Annotated in this window: 20 protein-coding genes; 7 read left to right on the top strand and 13 right to left on the bottom strand. The window is 64.6% G+C overall.

Features of this window, described 5'->3' with window-relative positions; all coding sequences use genetic code 11:
* The first annotated feature begins 128 nt into the window (after window positions 1–128).
* The gene (locus tag Q7514_RS10680; protein ID WP_330133225.1) at window positions 129–659 is read left to right on the top strand and encodes a hypothetical protein; all 531 of its coding nucleotides are present in this window, start codon (window positions 129–131) and stop codon (window positions 657–659) included.
* Between the two features lie 44 nt (window positions 660–703).
* Here Q7514_RS10680 and Q7514_RS10675 read toward each other — a convergent pair whose 3' ends face one another.
* The 6 genes from Q7514_RS10675 to Q7514_RS10650 form a co-directional block, all read right to left on the bottom strand.
* Complete coding sequence (locus tag Q7514_RS10675; protein WP_330133224.1) at window positions 704–2,080, bottom strand: DUF6297 family protein; 1,377 nt, start codon at window positions 2,078–2,080, stop codon at window positions 704–706.
* Window positions 2,071–2,712, bottom strand: coding sequence for an ABC transporter ATP-binding protein (locus tag Q7514_RS10670; protein WP_330133223.1), 642 nt, complete (start codon window positions 2,710–2,712; stop codon window positions 2,071–2,073). The genes Q7514_RS10675 and Q7514_RS10670 overlap by 10 nt, the downstream gene beginning before the upstream one ends.
* A gap of 60 nt (window positions 2,713–2,772) precedes the next feature.
* Window positions 2,773–3,108, bottom strand: a complete 336-nt coding sequence (locus tag Q7514_RS10665; RefSeq protein ID WP_330133222.1) for a DUF6412 domain-containing protein — start codon at window positions 3,106–3,108, stop codon at window positions 2,773–2,775.
* Window positions 3,109–3,155: 47 nt separating this feature from the next.
* On the bottom strand, window positions 3,156–4,019 hold the full coding sequence (locus Q7514_RS10660) for an RNA polymerase sigma-70 factor (protein ID WP_330133221.1): 864 nt from the start codon (window positions 4,017–4,019) through the stop codon (window positions 3,156–3,158).
* Entirely contained in the window at window positions 4,016–4,588 is a 573-nt protein-coding gene (locus Q7514_RS10655) for a carboxymuconolactone decarboxylase family protein (protein WP_330133220.1), read from the bottom strand. Before Q7514_RS10655 ends, Q7514_RS10660 begins: the two co-directional genes overlap by 4 nt.
* 75 nt (window positions 4,589–4,663) lie before the next feature.
* On the bottom strand, window positions 4,664–5,581 hold the full coding sequence (locus Q7514_RS10650) for an NADP-dependent oxidoreductase (protein ID WP_330133219.1): 918 nt from the start codon (window positions 5,579–5,581) through the stop codon (window positions 4,664–4,666).
* Window positions 5,582–5,698: 117 nt separating this feature from the next.
* On the opposite strand from Q7514_RS10650, the gene Q7514_RS10645 reads away from it, so the two are divergent.
* Entirely contained in the window at window positions 5,699–6,139 is a 441-nt protein-coding gene (locus Q7514_RS10645) for a winged helix-turn-helix transcriptional regulator (protein WP_330133218.1), read from the top strand.
* A 10-nt stretch (window positions 6,140–6,149) separates the two neighbouring features.
* On the opposite strand, the gene Q7514_RS10640 is transcribed toward Q7514_RS10645, so the two are convergent.
* The 3 genes from Q7514_RS10640 to Q7514_RS10630 all read right to left on the bottom strand — a co-directional run bounded on the left by Q7514_RS10640 (window position 6,150) and on the right by Q7514_RS10630 (window position 9,365).
* On the bottom strand, window positions 6,150–6,632 hold the full coding sequence (locus tag Q7514_RS10640) for a DinB family protein (protein WP_330133217.1): 483 nt from the start codon (window positions 6,630–6,632) through the stop codon (window positions 6,150–6,152).
* 240 nt (window positions 6,633–6,872) lie between these two features.
* A complete protein-coding gene (locus Q7514_RS10635; RefSeq protein WP_330133216.1) occupies window positions 6,873–8,438 on the bottom strand; it encodes an MFS transporter in 1,566 nt (521 codons plus the stop codon).
* 72 nt (window positions 8,439–8,510) lie between these two features.
* Window positions 8,511–9,365: a sucrase ferredoxin gene (locus Q7514_RS10630; protein ID WP_330133215.1), complete on the bottom strand. Its 855-nt coding sequence runs from the start codon at window positions 9,363–9,365 to the stop codon at window positions 8,511–8,513.
* 202 nt (window positions 9,366–9,567) lie between these two features.
* On the opposite strand from Q7514_RS10630, the gene Q7514_RS10625 reads away from it, so the two are divergent.
* The 3 genes from Q7514_RS10625 (at window position 9,568) to Q7514_RS10615 (ending at window position 11,593) form a co-directional block, all read left to right on the top strand.
* Window positions 9,568–10,500, top strand: a complete 933-nt coding sequence (locus Q7514_RS10625) for an ABC transporter substrate-binding protein (RefSeq protein ID WP_330133214.1) — start codon at window positions 9,568–9,570, stop codon at window positions 10,498–10,500.
* Window positions 10,501–10,618: 118 nt separating this feature from the next.
* The gene (locus Q7514_RS10620) at window positions 10,619–11,269 is read left to right on the top strand and encodes a PaaI family thioesterase (RefSeq protein WP_330133213.1); all 651 of its coding nucleotides are present in this window, start codon (window positions 10,619–10,621) and stop codon (window positions 11,267–11,269) included.
* Window positions 11,270–11,338: 69 nt separating this feature from the next.
* Window positions 11,339–11,593, top strand: a complete 255-nt coding sequence (locus Q7514_RS10615; protein WP_330133212.1) for a hypothetical protein — start codon at window positions 11,339–11,341, stop codon at window positions 11,591–11,593.
* Here Q7514_RS10615 and Q7514_RS10610 read toward each other — a convergent pair.
* Window positions 11,565–12,206 carry a dihydrofolate reductase family protein gene (locus tag Q7514_RS10610; RefSeq protein WP_330133211.1) on the bottom strand — a complete coding sequence of 214 codons (642 nt, stop codon included), beginning with the start codon at window positions 12,204–12,206 and terminating at the stop codon, window positions 11,565–11,567. The two genes, Q7514_RS10615 and Q7514_RS10610, sit on opposite strands and share 29 nt — an antisense overlap.
* Before the next feature lie 91 nt (window positions 12,207–12,297).
* Between Q7514_RS10610 and Q7514_RS10605 the strand changes: the two genes are divergently transcribed.
* Window positions 12,298–12,732 (top strand): anthrone oxygenase family protein, encoded by a 435-nt coding sequence (locus Q7514_RS10605; protein WP_330133210.1) that lies wholly within the window; start codon window positions 12,298–12,300, stop codon window positions 12,730–12,732.
* Between the two features lie 81 nt (window positions 12,733–12,813).
* On the top strand, window positions 12,814–13,860 hold the full coding sequence (locus tag Q7514_RS10600) for an alpha/beta hydrolase (RefSeq protein ID WP_330133209.1): 1,047 nt from the start codon (window positions 12,814–12,816) through the stop codon (window positions 13,858–13,860).
* A 13-nt stretch (window positions 13,861–13,873) separates the two neighbouring features.
* On the opposite strand, the gene Q7514_RS10595 is transcribed toward Q7514_RS10600, so the two are convergent.
* The 3 genes from Q7514_RS10595 to Q7514_RS10585 form a co-directional block, all read right to left on the bottom strand.
* Window positions 13,874–14,224 carry a hypothetical protein gene (locus Q7514_RS10595; protein WP_330133208.1) on the bottom strand — a complete coding sequence of 117 codons (351 nt, stop codon included), beginning with the start codon at window positions 14,222–14,224 and terminating at the stop codon, window positions 13,874–13,876.
* 66 nt (window positions 14,225–14,290) lie between these two features.
* A complete protein-coding gene (locus Q7514_RS10590; protein ID WP_330133207.1) occupies window positions 14,291–15,517 on the bottom strand; it encodes an MFS transporter in 1,227 nt (408 codons plus the stop codon).
* Window positions 15,518–15,535: 18 nt separating this feature from the next.
* Window positions 15,536–16,453 carry a TauD/TfdA dioxygenase family protein gene (locus Q7514_RS10585; RefSeq protein ID WP_330133206.1) on the bottom strand — a complete coding sequence of 306 codons (918 nt, stop codon included), beginning with the start codon at window positions 16,451–16,453 and terminating at the stop codon, window positions 15,536–15,538.
* Window positions 16,454–16,493: the final 40 nt, after the last annotated feature.

Raw genomic sequence — 16,493 nt, 5'->3', positions numbered from 1 at the left:
ATGTCCGGGTGAAACAATGTCGGTTGTGAGATATACACATTCGTCAGAAGATGTGTGACGAATCGTAACCTGACTCCGATAGACAGAACGCACAGGTATCGAGGTATCACCGAATCGGAGGAGTGTTCATGAGTAAACGAACGATGCGCCGCACAGGGGCTTCTGCACTCGCCGCAATCGGGATGGGTGCGGCGATGGCCGCTGGAGGTGGCGTGGCGACTGCTGCACCGACTTCCACGGATATGACGTGCACGAGCGCGAACCCCCTCCCTTGGGCACCGTCGTTCACATGGAACATTCGCGCAGGGTCCGGCGAATCGATTCCTCCGGGTGGTGACGTGCTGGAACCGGCACTCCTCCTCAGCGGCGGAAACGACCTGCCTTATCCCCCGGGTGGCCTCATCCCGAGCATCGGACCCAACTGGTATGGGACGCAGGTGCTGGTCGACTGGACCAACACGACGACCGGCGAGTCCGGACGCAGTGTCAGCGATCAGGCAGCGTGGAATCAGAACCCCGGCATCCCGATCAATCGCACCTTCCCGGGGACAGGAACGGTCGACTTCACCGTGACCGTGCAGACCGGCGGGGGATGGTGGTTCATCAACACCCAGAACGCGGTCTGCCAGGGCACCATCGACGTCGTGTCCCGAGCCTGATCAGGACCGGAGGTGAGGCCGCCCGCACCCGCGGGCGGCCGCATTCAGCTCACCAGTAGGAGAAGTAGTGCGGTGACGGCAAGTACGTCGGGTCCACGCATCCGTTGCCGGATCAGGTCGACGGGAATCTGCCCTACAGCGGTGTCGAGGATCAGACCGTCGTAGTCGGTGTAGGGATGCGTACGAACCCGATAGGCAGCGGCGCACGCCCCCACCAGGACGAGGGTCATGACCAAGAGATCTGCTGCCACCAGCGGCGCAGTGAGAATGGTCGTTGCAGCAGCCACACCGGCCGGCACAGTCATCAGGGGCACACGCAATGCCCGATCGTGAGCACCGAGCATCGCACGTAACCCGCTGTTGGCAGACAGATCCCGCAGCCCACCGCTGAAAGCCACTGCCACAGCGAACACAAGTGCGAGATGAGCAATGACGGCAGCGGTCGGCGACAGCACCGCAGCCAGAACCCAGCCCGCGAACACCGCACCTGCAACGTAGAGAAACGACGACGGACGGCGACGAAGCCGCAGCGCATCACTACAGATCAACGCCCACGTACGGCTCGTCGGTAATGCACGTGAAGGGCGACGGGCGATCCTCTGCCACGCCCTCTGCTCAGCGGCCCCGGTCAACACCGACAGATCCAGGGCCGTGATCGATGCACTCGCTGCGGCAGTCATATGGGATCCCACCGTCATGTCGGCGAGACCGATGCGGCCGCACAAGCTCACTGCCGCCGCGCCGGCCGAGACAACCGCCGCTCCGACAACGACAACCGGAATCCACGCCGTGGTCATCGCTACGGTCACACTCGTGATAGCGAGTGCCGACGCCGCACCTCCGAGAACCGCGAACACTCCGGCCATGGCTCGAAGCGTCCATACCGGCAGCACCCTGCATTGAACGAGTATCCCGAAGGCAACCACAGCGATGCCGATACACATCCCGAATACCGTGAACGGGACCCAGCCTTCGAGCGCTCCGATGAACGCAGCGAGCCGCCCCTCGACTGCACCGACCAGCGCGCCGATGCTCAGCGCTGCGAGCACACGGGCCCGCAACAGAGCACCACGATCGACCGGTGTGGACAGCACCCACCATGCCGTATTGCTCACGGTGGTGACGGGTCCGAGCGAACGAGTCGCGAGTGTGGACAGCGATGTGAGAATCGCGAAGGCCGCCCAGCCCCACGTCTGATTCCAGCCTTCTTGTCCTGCAAACAGGATCGACTCGGCGAGGGCGGTCGGGGGGCGCGTCGCCAGCCACCACACGAGGCCGCCGCACACGTACACCCCCAGAACCGACACAACGATCATGCCTTCACGGTGGGTCGGCGGGGTGTGTGTGCGCTCGAACCCGCGCCGCACGGACTGCACCACGCGCACCGACGGGATAGCCCCCGGAATGTCCGTCAGCGCCATGAGTCTGCGTCCACCGTCAGGTCTGCAACGCAATCCACGAGCGCAGCGTCGTGAGACGCCAGCAGCACCGTGGTACCCGCCCGTTTCTCGTCGCGAATCGCATCGGCGAGCCAGGTCCGCCCGCCGACGTCGAGGTGCTGTTCGGGCTCATCGAGCACCAATAGTCGACGCGGCCGAACGAATGCCGATGCCAGGCCGAGTCGACGTCGTTGACCACTCGACATCGTCACAGGCAATTGGTCGGCCGCATCGAGGAGACCGACATCCTCCAGCACCCGGGACGCCTGGCCGTACGGATCCGGTACACCGTGGGCGGTGGCGACAAGCTGGAGATGCTCGTGCGTAGTGAGATGCGCAAACACCTCGACATCGCCGACGACCGCGGCTACCGCAGCCCGAAAACCCGGAGAGGACTCGTCGACAGGGTCGCCGTCGACGGTGATGCTGCCGTGGTCGAGCCGCTCGGCACCGATCACGCATCGCAGCAGTGTGGATTTGCCCGCGCCGTTGGCGCCGACAATCGCGCAGCATTGCCCCGCTGCGACGTCGAGACTCAGTTCGGTGAAGACGCGTAGACCACCGAAGTGTCGTTCGGCGTCGCGCACGGACACGACATGGTTGTGTGACGACATGGGGATCTCCCGAATTCCTCGTGAACTGACGATGAGTGCGAGGAAGCGGGGACCGATCGGTCAGAGCGCAGCAGTCGATCCGGCCCCCGCGTGGAGACCGGGCGCTCGAGGTCGTGGTTTGCCGGCGGTGTCCGGGTGTGACTGACGTCGAAGCTCGCCGTGCCGGCGATTCTCTTCGTCGGTCGGACCGCGGGTGGTGCGCCCGAGCACGAACAGCAGGTCGTCCGCGCGCCAGGCGAGTACGAGCACCGCAACTGCGGCGACCGTGACGAGAAGCCCCGCCAACAGCGCCGACGTGTTGCCGGCCGAGGCGAGGTCGATGGTGAAGAAGACTGCGACCGTCCACGTCAGGACGAAGAGGAGTGCCTCTACGCCGTTGCGGGTGCCGAAGAACATACCGCGCAGTCTATCTCTGCGTCGCGCCTACCGTTCCCGGGAGGGCTTCAGCGCTGCAGGTCGACAGTCTCGTCCATCCGTCCCAGCTTGTGAGGATTGGCGATCCCGTAGAGGTGCGTGATCCTGCCGCCCTCCACCACGATGCTCACCGCCACGGTGCGGCCATCGGCGGAGAGTCGTGCACCCGGCATCCCGTTGATCGGGGCCGTCGTCACCGCAAAACCTCGAACGTTCACGTACCGGACCAGCAGCGACGCCAACCGGTCGGCTCCGACGATCGGCTTCCTCGACGCAGGCGCCACCCCACCGCCGTCGGCGACCGCCACGACATCGGGGGCGAGGACGTCCAGCAAGGCCTGCAGGTCACCGGTCGTGACCGCTGCCAGGAACTTGTCGACCACCGCGGATTGCTCGACGGGATCGACATCCATCCGCGGTCGTCGCGCGGCGACATGTCTGCGGGCACGGTGCGCGATCTGCCGGACCGATTCCGGAGTCTTCTCCACCGCCGCGGCGATCTCCCCGTACGGCGTATCGAACACCTCCCGCAACACGAACACGGCACGTTCCGCAGGAGCGAGTGTCTCCAGCACGGTCAGCATCGCGATCGAGACGCTCTCGGCAAGCTCGACGTCGTCGGCGACATCCGGACTCGTGAGCAGGGGCTCCGGCAGCCATTCCCCGACGTACTCTTCGCGACGCCGCGCCGACGCCCGCAACTGGTTGAGCGACAACCGCGTCACGATCCGAACCAGATAGGACCGGGCGTCGCGCACCTCGGCACGGTCTGCCGCGTCCCACCGCAGCCATGCTTCCTGGACCACGTCCTCGGCGTCGGCAGCGGAGCCGAGCATCTCGTACGCGACCGTGAAGAGCAGGCTGCGATGGGTGACGAACGGATCGTCGGTCATGTCGTCGACGCTACGGCGAGCGGGGCAAGATCGCAGCTCGCCGCATACTCCTCCGATCTCACTCCGAGCGCGATGTTGGAGCGGGTCGCGAAGTTCGAGAACGCGATGTGTGCCGTCAACTCGACCAGCGCGGCCGGGCCGAGTGCGTCGAGCAGCCGGGCCGACAACTCATCCGTGACGGTCGGCGGAGTCGAGCTCATCGCCTCGGCGTACTCCATCACGTCGCGTTCGAGCGATGTGAACGCGTCGGACTCGCGCCACCGCGGGACCTCACGAGCCTTCCTCACATCGAGGCCCTTGTTGTGTGCCTCGAAATATCCGTAATCGAGGCAGAATTCGCATCCGACGAACGCCGCTACCGCCATGTTGGCGAAGGCCTTCAGGTTCTCGTCGCATCGGTCCCATTTCTTGACCTTGCGACCGACACCGAGGCTGAAGTTCATCACCTTCTTGTTGTGCCACAACACGGCGACACCGTCGGGCACGTTGCCGACCATGCGTCGTGCCATGCGTTTGACGAGTCCGCCGTAGAGTCCGGTCATCTCTGCCGCCGGGATCCTGGTGGTCATGATTCCTCCGATCAGAAGTGGCTTCGACATGAAGACACCGGCGACATCGGATATGTGACAGCCCCTGCCGATAATTCAGGGCCGGATCACGTATCGACCACGCACACCACCCTTCGCCACTGCCCGGTGCGCGTCGGCTGTCTGCTCCAACGGCACTACCGTGTGCACACGGGCCGGTAGTTCACCCGAAACGGTGCGGGCGAGCAGTTCGGCCAGTCGACGTCCGTCCGGTGTCGTGTCCACCGCGGACGTGGTGATGCCGCGCTCCGTGGCCGGTTCCCCGTTCGGCCGGACACCGACGAACGTCCCACCGTCACGGACCAGGGGAATCGCCTGGTCTTGTAGCGCTGCAGCGTCGGCGACGGCGTCCCAACCCGACTCTGCGTGCGTGGTGAAGTCGGCGCCGAGGCCGCGCACGAACTCCTCGTCCTCGGCTCTGGCCAGGCCTGTCACCTGCCAGCCGCGGTCACGTGCGAGCGACAGGAGGTACCCGCCGACCGCCCCTGCCGCCCCCGTGACCAGCAATCGGTCGGCGCCGGCGGGCGCGTTCCCGAGCAGGTCGACGATCTGGGCTGCTGCCAGTCCGTTGATCGGCACCGTTGCCGCCTCGACCAGATCCAGATCGTCGGGCACGACGGCAAGGTCGGCTGCCGACACGACGAGTTGCTCGGCGTAGGTACCGAAGTTGCGGTCGAATCCGATGATCGCTCCCGCGACGCGGGTGCCGACGGCCATGTCCACCCCCGGCCCGGTTGCGAGGACGGTTCCGGCGAAATCCATACCCAGACCGGTGTGTTCGGGCTGGTCGATCAGGCCCGCGGTGTGGAAGAAGCCGCTCGAGACCGCGAGGTCGACGGGATTCACCGTCGCCCCGGCAACCCGAACCAGGACCTGTCCGGGCCCGGGATCGACGACGGGAACGTCGACGATCTCGATCGAGTCGGGGCCGTTCGGGGTCCGGACGACGGCTGCGCGAAAAGTAGAAGTGTGCATCCATTGCTCCTGAGGTCTTGTGCTGAATGCGATACCACTTCACTATTGATGGGTAACTCTCCAACGGGAAGTACGTACTTCGAAGTGCGTAACTCTCCTCGGAAGAAAGAGCGTTCGATGCCGACGATGACCGCCGCACAGAAGCGAGCACAGGAGCAGCAGGAGTACGACGCATTCCTCGCGCAATGCCCCAGCCGCCAATTGCTCGACCGGATCTCCAACAAGTGGGTCGCGCTGATCATGGCTGCGCTCGGCAGCGACGGCCCGCACGGGCCCGGCAGATGTGCTGGTGACCCGCGCGCGATGCGGTACTCCGAGTTGTCGCGCAGGCTGGCCGGGGTCAGCCAGAAAATGCTCACCCAGACGTTACGATCCCTCGAACGCGACGGCATGATCACCCGCACTGTGACGCCGACCGTGCCGGTCACCGTCAGCTACGAGCTGACCGACCTCGGCTTGTCGCTGCACAAGGTGATCGGTGGCATCAAGGATTGGGCGGAAGCGAACATGGACGAAGTGCACGCCCATCGCGAGGCATACGACGCCGTCAGCAAGTGACTGCCTGTCGTCAATGATCGTTCGTGGCCAACAGATCGCGCGTGATCTCGAGCTGCCCGAGGTGCTGGGACAGTTCACGCACGATATGCAATAGAACCCACATCGGACTGGCAGTCTCCGCGTTACTTCGCGTAGTGCCTACGGCGGTGCGATCGCGGATGCCTTCGGTCAATGCGATTCTCACCCAGCCGGGGAATCGTCGACGCAGCCGTTCGACCTCATCACAGAGGTCTCGCGGGTCGCCGTGCGCCTCGAACTCGGCGTCTCGGTCGCGTGGGATGCGCAGGCCGGCGATCACTGATCCGCCCCAGTAGTCGGTCATACCGACACAGTGGGTGACAATCGCGTAAGGGCTGTTGGCGCCGGGTAGCGCCGGAACGGTGTTCGCCTGCTGATAACTCATCTGAGACAGGATCTTCCGCATGTGATCCAGAGACTCGTCCGCGATCGCGATCACGGCTCGGGATATCTCGTCGACGTCGGTTCCTGCCATGCTCGCGAGGATAACCCGGTGTATTCACCGTCAACGACGGGCACCACGCCCGGTGACAGCCTTGACGACGAACAGCAGGATCACCGCTCGTCCGAGCATCGTTACAGATCCCTTCTCGTATGTGGAGGCAGTCGATGTCCGGCATCGGGCAACCCGTACCGGACCTCAACAGCACTGACGCCGAGTACCCATCGGGCAGCGGATTCACACATGCCACTCTCGTCACCGCGCGACGGCACCCTACTTCGCGTCCTCGGCGGCATAGCGGGCCAGCAACTGGCGCTCCGCCTCGCGCTTCGGGAAAACGAAGAACACCAGCGCCGCACCTATCACGACGATCCCGATCGCCGCAGCGTATGCGCGCGAATCGCCGTCGAGAAACGCCGCGCGTGCCGCAGCGATGATCTGCTGCGCGTACTGCGGATACTGCTGCGCGATGTTCGCTGCGCCGGCGAACGACTTCTCGAGGGCCGCCTGTGTCTGTTCGCTGACCGAGGCCGCCTGCGGACTCGCGGCGACCGTGGCCGCCAACGATGCCGTGTATCCGGCGGTGAGCAGTGCGCCGAGGATCGACTGCACGATCGCGCCGCCGAGGTCGCGTTGCAGATCCGCGGTACCCGATGCCATCCCGGCCCGCGACACCGGAACCGAACCCGTCAGCGAATGCGATGCCGGAGTCCCCGCCAGGCCGACGCCGGCGCCGAGGAACATGAAGCCGAGCGCAATCACCCAGTAATGGGCGTCCTCGTCCCACATCGTCAACGCCACCACCAACCCCAACACGATCGCGACGTATCCCGACAACAATGTGAACCGTGCTCCGTGCGATTCGACGAGTTTCGCCGACTGCGGCGCCACCAGCACCATCACCACCGCGGCAGGCAGTGCCGCCGAGCCTGCTGCCAGGGTCGAGTAGCCGAGCACGTTCTGCAGATACTGCTGGCTGATGTACATCGTCCCCATCAGCGTGCCGAACACGATGATGCCCGCAACTGCCGCGACCCAGAAGATCCGGCGACGCGCGACCCGCAGATCGAACAGCGGGTTCCGCGCGCGTCGTTGCCGAAGCACGAACAGGACACACGCCGCGGCGGCGAGCACCAACGCGGATACCGCGACCGTCATCATTCCGTCGACCGGAGCGAAGTTGATTCCGACGACGAGCGACCCGACCAGCACCACCGACACGATCCCGCCGAGATGATCGACAGGATCGGTGGACTCGTTGACATGACTCGGCACGAACACCACCGTCAGCCCGAGCGCCAGAAGCGCCAGCGGAATCGTCACGAGGAAGACGGACCCCCAGAAGAATCCCTCCAACAGCGACCCCGCGACCAGTGGCCCGAGAGCGGTGAGCCCGCCGCCGATCGCCGACCACAATGCGATTGCACGGGTGCGCGCGGCACCCGACCACAACGCGGTGATCAGCGCCAACGTCGTCGGGTAGGCCAGGCCGGCAGAGATCCCCCCGACCACACGCGCCAGGAACAGGATCTCCTCGTTCGGCGCGAACCCTGCGACGAGCGACGCGGGGACCGACAGCGCCATGCCGAGCATCAACATGGACTTGCGTCCGTAGCGGTCGCCGATGGCGCCGAGATAGAGCACGGACGCCGCAAGACCGAGCGAATATCCGACAGCGATGAGGTTCAGGCTCGTCTGGGTCGCATCGAACGCCTTCCCGATGTCGGGCAGCGCGACGTTCGCGACGGCGAGATTCAGATTCGCCACCGCCGCGACGAGGATCAGCGACGCCAGGACCAGCGGTGCTCGGGTGGGACTGCCCTCGTGGGGTGTGGTCACAGAACAATGGTGCGTGATCGACTGTGCGTCCGGTCCGGTTCGCAGGAAGTCGTCGACTCACCTCTCGGCCGGCTACCTGTCAGAGGGAGAGCTCTCGTCGATGCTGTCGACGATCCAGCGATGCCAGGTCACGGCCGAATCGACGATGCACCCGTGCTCGAAGGTGGGCTCGGGCGGGCCCTCCCGGACCAGCACCCGGAAGCCCCGTCCGGCGATGCGCATGTCGACGGCCACGGAGCCCTCCGACGTGGTTGTCTCACATACCTGCTCGATCGCATCGATTGCATCGAGGCCGGTTCTTTCGCGGAGGGTGTGCTCGGCGACCTGCGCCGACGGTGACAGCGCAGCTCGACCACGCAGATGCCCGAGCGGCACGCGGCCGGAGAGCACCTCTCGCGCGGTGACCACCGCGGATTCCGGACCCAACCGGCTGAAATACAGACCGCTCGGGAGCGCAATCATATTTGCTGCGAAGCGATCCCCTCCGATGTGGGTGCATTCCCATACGTCGGCGCCTTCGACGGCGCCTACGGCGTTCACGATGGGTCGGCCGAGTTCGGCGCAGCAGGCGTCCTTCTTCCCGTGCGTGCACACCGCGAAGATCGGGCTGTGCCGTGCAACGCCGACGTCCGGTTCCTCACCGCGGACGCTCGACTCGAACGGCAGGTCCACGAGGTCGGGGTAACCGCCGACGGTGCCCTCCCGCATCCATTGCCGCACACCATCGGACCACGCGAGGATCCACCGCGGCTCCACCACGGTGCGGTCACGTGGGCGACGGATCAGCGCCGGTCGGACGAACCCGCCCACCGATTCGATTCGGCGGACGAGTGCGTCCGGGAGAACATCGCCCGGTGCCGACCTCGGCCACGGTCCCGGATGCTCGATCAGCACCCACAGTTGTGCGCGTCCCGCGCGTGCCAGCATCGATTCGCCGGCCTCCGACGATCGTCGCGTACACGCATCGCACCGTCGGCTCGTCTGGTGATTCTCGACGGCCGGGGTACAGCTGTGGGGTGTCACAGATCCTCTTCGCTAAGTAAGTTAGGCTCACCAAACCCAAACAGTACATCCCGGTCGCGGTGCACCCGAACATGCTCCGAATCCGGTGATGCATCGAGGAGCACAGATGAAACAGAACACACGACGAGTCGGGCGCTTGGTGGCGGGAGCTGTCGTCGGTGCCCTCGCGTTGTCCGCGTGCAGCAGCGGAACCGAGGAATCCGCCGACCAGACGTCAGCGTCGCGCATGGTCGAGCACGCTCGGGGCAGCACAGAGGTGCCGGGCGATCCGCAGCGCGTCGTGGTCCTCGAACCCGTTCAACTCGACACATCCATCGCGCTCGGTGTCGTCCCTGTCGGCGCAGCGGTTCTCAGCGAGGCAAGCGGTGTGCCCGCTTACCTGGGTGATGAGGCCTCGACGGTCCAGCTCGCCGGAACTGTCGCGGCGCCGAACCTCGAGAAGATCGCCGCACTCGACCCCGACTTGATCATCGGTACCCAGACTCGGCACGGCGAGATGTACGAACAGTTCGCCGCCATCGCCCCGACCGTCTTCATGGCGTCGCAATCCGACCCGTGGCAGGACAACGTCCGCTTCGTCGCCGACGCACTCGGTCGCAGCGATGATGCGCAGACATTGCTCGACAACTACACCGACCGCTGCGACGAGGTCGCGACCGAACACGGCACCGAAGGCAAGACGGCACAGCTGATCCGGCCCCGCGACGAACAGCTCACGCTCTACGGCCCCGTCTCCTTCGCCGGCAGTGCTCTCGAATGCGCGGGATTCACCATCCCGCCCCGCGATTGGGAGAACTCGATCTCGGTCGACGTGTCGTACGAGCACGCCACCGAAGCACGTGCCGATGTCGTGCTGGTCACCAGCGGGACACCCGACGATCCCACGTCGATTCCTCCGGTCGTGACCGATCGAGAGCTGTTCCCGAACATGCACGTCGTCGACATGTCGTACTGGATCACCGGTGTCGGCCCACTCGGCGGGCTCACGGTTCTCGATGACCTGGACGAAATACTCACCGAATCCGCTGACGCGAACTGATCACCGGCACAGGGCCACAATCCCGGTCCCGATCATCGGAAACGCGACGAGTACCACCGCGTGCACGACCTATCGTCGACCTCGCACAGTGTTCGGTCGGGCGGCGACAAGGGAGATCATGACCTCTTCTACTCCGGTGGATTCCCACAACGAAGGCGTCGAGATCTCTTCCCCACCCACCGGTCATGTGATCGAGGAAGTCGTCGACGCAACACGACGCATCATGGCGTCGGTGCTGCACACCGGGCGCGACAACCCGCATCTCGCGCGAATCCGCGACACGTTGCGCGAGATCGCCGACACGCTCGACGGGCACTCCCCCGACCTCGACTCGCGACTGGTCGAAATGTGGGCGGGAACAGGCCCGACCCGGCACAGTCCGGTCACGGGCATCGACAATCCGATCGCGCCTCCCGTGCAACTCCGCGGGTACGGCGACGGATCGATCAGTGGTGAAACCACTCTCGGTCTTCCCTACCAGGGACCACCTGCGAAGGTGCACGGTGGCGTGTCCGCACTGATCCTCGACCACACACTCGGAGTCGCGAACGACTTCGCGGGCCAGCGCGGTATGACCAAAGAGCTCACGGTTCGGTACCACCACGTGGCACCCCTGTTCGAGCCCCTGACCGTCAGCGCCCGCCAGGTGTCGCGTCAGGGCCGAGAGATCCACACGACCGGAGAGATCAGCACTGCCGACGGTCAGGTCTGTGTGTCGGCCGAGGGCCTGTTCATCGACAGGTACCTTCCGCGGCCGCGCGCCGATTGAGAGCTCGCAGCCGAGGAGATCCGGGATTCCCCTGATGTGTCGCGGCGCCGACAATGATGGAATCCGATCATGAAGCGGATATTCACGAGACTGGCCATCGGCGCCGCCTGCATGGTCGGTGTGTACCTGGTCTTCCGTGGAGTCGCCGAATTCTTCCTCATCGACTACCGCGACCCGGCGAGTTACCGCGACGACTGGGGTGGTCCGAGTCTGCTCGGAGTCTTCGCGGTCCACACCGGACCGGGTCTCATCGCCTTGCTCGTGGCCGGCTACGCGATCCGCAGGAGACTCACTGTCACTTCCTCCAGAACAAGTGGTGAGTGACTCCACTCGGGCTGGGCACCACGTCGAGGTGGAATCGGTCGAGTAACTCGTCTGGCGACTCCCACAACCGAAGGCCGCTACCGAACGTCACGGGCGACACCACCACATGCAGGGTGTCGACAAGATCCGCGTCGAGGAACTCCTTGACGGTGGTGACCCCGCCCCCGAGCCGGACATCCTTGCCATCCGCCGCCTCCTTGGCCTGCTCGAGGACCGCAGTCGGTTCTCCGCCGACGAAGTGGAAGGTGGTATCGCCGAGCGTGAACGACGGACGCTCGTAGTGGGTCATCACGAACACCGGCGTGTGGAACGGCGGTTCGTCACCCCACCAGCCGAGCCATTCGTGATCGGCCCAGGGGCCACGTTGCGGACCGAACTTGTTTCGCCCCATGATCTCGGCACCGATGTTGTGCGCGAAGTCGCGTGCGAAGTAGTCGTCGAGGCCGCGACTTCCACCGGGCTCGGTGCGATTGGGCCAGCTTGCCGTGGCACCGGCCCACGCGAGCAGATCGCCGTGGTCGAGACCGAACGGACTCTCGAAGCTCTGGTGTGCACCTGCAGCGATGCCGTCGCTCGACACGGTGAAATTCTGGACTCTCAGCAGTTGGCTCATTCGGTTCTCCACGATTCGTCGTTGATGGCACAGAGTGAGACTGCTCGAGTCAGCGAAAGTCATCGCGGGTCGACGGGAGCATCATGGCTGCATGTCGATACTAGGTCTCATCACACTCGTCCTGCACGGAACTCTCGCCGGCATGTATTACTCGTTCTCGATGTCGGTGATCCCCGGGCTCAAAGCGATCGACGCCGACGCAGCCGATGTCGCCATGCGGAGCATGAATCGAAAGATCCTCACCCCGTGGCTGTTCGTACCCTTCTTCGGTGCTCCGATCCTGGCTCTCATATCCGGGTTCTTCGCAGAGGGGTCGTCAGCGCTGTGGTTCTTCGCCGCGGCAGCGGTCAGCCTCGTCGGCTCCCTGATCGTTACCGTCATCGTCAACGTTCCGTTGAACAATTCACTCGATTCCACACGCATCGGATTCGCTGAATTCCATCCTCGCTGGAACACATTCAATATCGTGCGTGCGGTATCGTCCGTCGCGTCGCTCGTTCTTGTCGGTGTCGGGCTCACCGGCTGAAGCAATTGGGGAAGGACCGAGATGCGGTCGATATCGGCAAGGCGAATCAGGACCACCGTCGTCGCAGGAGCAGTCGCGACGATGCTCGCAGCCACTGCCGGTAGCGGCATCTCGTTCGCACAGGACCAAGTGCCGAACGACCCTATCGTTGCGGCGCAATCCCTGCTTGCGGACCCGGTGTCGCCGAATGGTTCCCGGATCGTCTCGAGCGAGATCGACGGACAATACCTGACCCTGCAGGTCCACTCCGCAGCGATGGACGAAGACATCACGGTCCGAGTGCAGCGTCCACGCGACGCGTCTGCACCTCGTCCCGTGTTGTACCTGGTCAACGGCGCCGGGGGTGGTACCGATGCCGCAACGTGGTGGGCCAATACCGACGTCGGTGATTTCCTGAAGACACAGGACGTCAACGTGGTGATGCCCATCGGCGGCGCGTTCTCCTACTACACCGACTGGAAACGCGAAGACCCGAATCTCGGTCTCAACAAATGGCAGACGTTCTTCCTCGAGGAGCTTCCACCTCTGGTCGACGCAGCACTCGGCACGAACGGTGTCCAAGCCATCGCCGCGAATTCGATGACGGCAACTGCGGTGCTCCAATATGCGATCGCCGAGCCCGGTTTCTACTCCGCGGCAGCCGGTTACAGTGGCTGCGCACAGACCTCCGATCCGATCGGCAAGGAATTCGTCAAGCTCGTCGTCGAAACCTGGGGCGGCGGCGACGTCCGGAACATGTACGGCGAGGACGACGATCCGGCGTGGGTGGAAAACGATCCCGTGGTCAACGCCGAAGGCCTACGCGGAACCAAGCTGTTCATCTCCGACGCCACCGGGTTGCCCGGCCCGCACGAAACCCTGGGCAACGAGTTCACGGTCGTGGAACCGGATGCGAATTTCGAGGATCAGGCGCTGGCGTTGGCGAACCAGGTCGTGGTCGGCGGAGTGATCGAGGCCGCGGTGCACTGGTGCACGACGAACCTGCAGAACCGCCTGAACGAACTCGATATCCCAGCGACGTTCGACCTGCAGCCCAGAGGGACCCATTCATGGGGATACTGGCAGGACGCCTTCTACCAGTCGTGGCCACTCCTCGCCGATGCACTGGGTCTGCCGCCTACCCAGTGATTCACCCGATCGATCAGCGTGTTCGAATCTCGGTGAGATCGGGTCCCGCGGGGAACGGAAGCGTGAACTCCTGCCCGACATCGCCGATCGCGTCGGACACCGCGGTCGTGACGATGACACGGTCCTCGTAGAGATGCCTGATCCTCACCGTGTGCCCGCGGTAGTGGAATCGGTTCATGAGGAAGCGCAGACCCACATCGTCGAGCACCTCCTCGGCTGCATTCCAATCGGAGACCGACGGAAGGGGCCGGCCCAGCCGATCGATCGGAATGAGGTCCGGTTCCTGAGATTCCAGGTCGATCCAACCGATGACCTCCCCGTCCTCACGACGGTGCGGAATCCAGTGGCTGGGGACGGCGCTCATGGACTCACCCTATCCGGAGCATCGCAGTTCGTCCGCAGTCCGTATCGGACGAATGGGAACCTGCGCCTATGACTCGAGGCCCGCGCTCACGGCTTGTCGGTGGGCCTTCGGGCTGGGCACGTATCGCGGGATATACCGCCACATCACGGCGCTGCCGGCGATGGACAGCACACCGATCGCCACAGCCCCCGCCGCAAGAGATGCCGCCGCAACCACACCGACCAACAGCGGACCGGTGAACGATCCGACATCATGGGTCAGTCGCCACGCGCCGAGGAACTCCGCGCGGCGATCCGGCGGTGAGACATCGGCACCGAGGGTCATGACGACCCCGTTGCTCCACCCGTTGGCTGCACCGAGCAACATGGCGACGACGACAAGCCACCACAATTCATGGATCAGCGGAAGAATCAGAAACGCGATCCCGAACAACAGCAGAGCCGGTACCGCTGTCACGCGGCGGCCGAATTTGTCCATGATGACTCCCGCCGGGTAGGCGAGCAGCAGATCCACCGCACCGCTGATTCCGAACACCAGGGACACCGTGGCCGGAGCGATCCCGATGTGCTCGGCCCACAGGGGCAGCACCGCTTCACGCGAAGCACGCGAAGCCCCCACGAGCATCGACCCCGCTCCCAGCGTCAGGAGCACGACGTGGTGAGACCTCGCGACGGCAAGGACCCCCACGTCTCCGCCCTCGGAACGTTGCGGTTCCGGAACCGTCGTCCGAGCAATGAGCGCTCCCGCGACGATGATCGCCACGAGTTCGACCATCAGTCCGCCGCGAATACCGAACTGATGGACAGCGATCGCGCCGACGAACGGTCCGACCAGCACTCCCGCCCTGTGCATTGCCGCATTCGCGGAAATACCCCGGGCTCGCATGTGCACCGGTAGAGCACCGGCCAGGTAACTCTGGCGCGCCAGCCCCCATACTGCGAATGCGAATCCGGTGAGCACTGCACCGACCGCCAGGATCGCAGGGTTGGGGGCCACCAGCGAAATGATCACGCCGACTGCACCGAGCGACGACCCTACGACGATCGCGCGCACCTCACCGAAACGCCCGACCAGTGTTCCCGACGGCAGGTCGCCCAGCACCGCGCCGAGTGCCAGCAACGCGACGATGATGCCCGCGACAGGCACCGAGGCGCCCAACTCCCGCGCGAGCAGAGCCATCATGGGCGCCCCCGCGCCAGTACCGAGACCGAAGATCGCGGACGGTATGAACAGGGACGTGAAGTATGGACGTAGGCCCGCAGAGGGTTCCGTCTCCCGCATGCGGGCGAACATCTAACTCCTAATACTGGATCAGACGGCGTTGAAAGGGTCACCCTCGAGCGCAACGGACTTGGTTCCGTCGGGACCGACGGGCACATCACCCTCGAGGGTGATGCGGTAGAGCCGACGGTCGTGTTCGGTCGTGAGATCCGACGGTGCCAGATGCACAGCGGAACGGTTGTCCCAAAATGCGATCGAGCCCGGCTCCCACTTGAACCGCACGGTATATTCGGGGCGGCCCAACTCTTCGTAGAACAATCCGAGCAGACGGCGGCTCTCGTGCGCAGAGACGCCGTTGATGTACTGGGTGAAACCGGGATTGACGTACAGAGCCTTCTCCCCCGTCTCCGGATGCACACGCACCACCGGATGCTCGGTCACCAGCGGGCGACGCTCGACCCGGCGGAGGTAGTCTTCGGTGGGCTTCGACCCGGCACCCGGCGTGAACTGGTGCACCGCACGTAGTTCGTCGGCCAATCGTTGCACCGGCGCCGACAGACCGTTGTACGCCGCGACGGCGTTGGACCACTGCGTGTCACCACCGTAGGGAGGAAGTTCCTCGGCACGCAGAATCGATGCGAACGGCGGATTGACCGCGGCGGTCACATCCGCGTGCCAGCGCACCTTGTCGTAGCCGTTGCTCTTCGCTACCCGAGCTTTGAACCGATCTCGGAAGATCGGGTAGATGGTGGGGTAGTTCTCGTCCGGGATCGAATCGAACAACGGGTGAGCCGGGGTCGGATTACCGAAATAGGACGCGAACCGCAGGTGCTGGTCGTGGTCGAGGAACTGTTCTCGGAAGAACACCACCTTCCACTTCAGCAAGGCGTCACGGACGGCGGTGATCTCGTCGTCGGTGAGGTCGCGCGTCAGGTCGATGCCCCGAATCTCTGCACCGGCGTATCCGGACTGGGGAATGACGTCGAGTCTGGTGGCGGCCTGGGTCATGGTGAACTTCCCTTCATCGAAATTATCTGGGCTGTAGGAA

Source organism: Rhodococcus artemisiae (assembly GCF_036327795.1).
In the GTDB taxonomy this organism is placed as follows: Bacteria; Actinomycetota; Actinomycetes; order Mycobacteriales; family Mycobacteriaceae; genus Rhodococcus; species Rhodococcus artemisiae.
Note: the sequence above shows the minus strand (reverse complement) of the source record. Positions and strands in the feature narration are given on the sequence as shown.

Excerpts from the sequence above, each read along its gene's own strand:
- Q7514_RS10640 (WP_330133217.1), bottom strand. The coding sequence starts at position 6,632 with ATGGCAGGAACCGACGTCGACGAGATATCCCGAGCCGTGATCGCGATC.
- Q7514_RS10660 (WP_330133221.1), bottom strand. The coding sequence starts at position 4,019 with ATGACCGACGATCCGTTCGTCACCCATCGCAGCCTGCTCTTCACGGTC.
- Q7514_RS10630 (WP_330133215.1), bottom strand. The coding sequence starts at position 9,365 with ATGCTGGCACGCGCGGGACGCGCACAACTGTGGGTGCTGATCGAGCAT.
- Q7514_RS10590 (WP_330133207.1), bottom strand. The coding sequence starts at position 15,517 with ATGTTCGCCCGCATGCGGGAGACGGAACCCTCTGCGGGCCTACGTCCA.
- Q7514_RS10615 (WP_330133212.1), top strand. The coding sequence starts at position 11,339 with ATGAAGCGGATATTCACGAGACTGGCCATCGGCGCCGCCTGCATGGTC.
- Q7514_RS10625 (WP_330133214.1), top strand. The coding sequence starts at position 9,568 with ATGAAACAGAACACACGACGAGTCGGGCGCTTGGTGGCGGGAGCTGTC.
- Q7514_RS10680 (WP_330133225.1), top strand. The coding sequence starts at position 129 with ATGAGTAAACGAACGATGCGCCGCACAGGGGCTTCTGCACTCGCCGCA.
- Q7514_RS10610 (WP_330133211.1), bottom strand. The coding sequence starts at position 12,206 with ATGAGCCAACTGCTGAGAGTCCAGAATTTCACCGTGTCGAGCGACGGC.
- Q7514_RS10650 (WP_330133219.1), bottom strand. The coding sequence starts at position 5,581 with ATGCACACTTCTACTTTTCGCGCAGCCGTCGTCCGGACCCCGAACGGC.
- Q7514_RS10595 (WP_330133208.1), bottom strand. The coding sequence starts at position 14,224 with ATGAGCGCCGTCCCCAGCCACTGGATTCCGCACCGTCGTGAGGACGGG.
- Q7514_RS10670 (WP_330133223.1), bottom strand. The coding sequence starts at position 2,712 with ATGTCGTCACACAACCATGTCGTGTCCGTGCGCGACGCCGAACGACAC.
- Q7514_RS10665 (WP_330133222.1), bottom strand. The coding sequence starts at position 3,108 with ATGTTCTTCGGCACCCGCAACGGCGTAGAGGCACTCCTCTTCGTCCTG.
- Q7514_RS10620 (WP_330133213.1), top strand. The coding sequence starts at position 10,619 with ATGACCTCTTCTACTCCGGTGGATTCCCACAACGAAGGCGTCGAGATC.
- Q7514_RS10645 (WP_330133218.1), top strand. The coding sequence starts at position 5,699 with ATGCCGACGATGACCGCCGCACAGAAGCGAGCACAGGAGCAGCAGGAG.
- Q7514_RS10675 (WP_330133224.1), bottom strand. The coding sequence starts at position 2,080 with ATGGCGCTGACGGACATTCCGGGGGCTATCCCGTCGGTGCGCGTGGTG.
- Q7514_RS10605 (WP_330133210.1), top strand. The coding sequence starts at position 12,298 with ATGTCGATACTAGGTCTCATCACACTCGTCCTGCACGGAACTCTCGCC.
- Q7514_RS10600 (WP_330133209.1), top strand. The coding sequence starts at position 12,814 with ATGCTCGCAGCCACTGCCGGTAGCGGCATCTCGTTCGCACAGGACCAA.
- Q7514_RS10655 (WP_330133220.1), bottom strand. The coding sequence starts at position 4,588 with ATGACCACCAGGATCCCGGCGGCAGAGATGACCGGACTCTACGGCGGA.
- Q7514_RS10585 (WP_330133206.1), bottom strand. The coding sequence starts at position 16,453 with ATGACCCAGGCCGCCACCAGACTCGACGTCATTCCCCAGTCCGGATAC.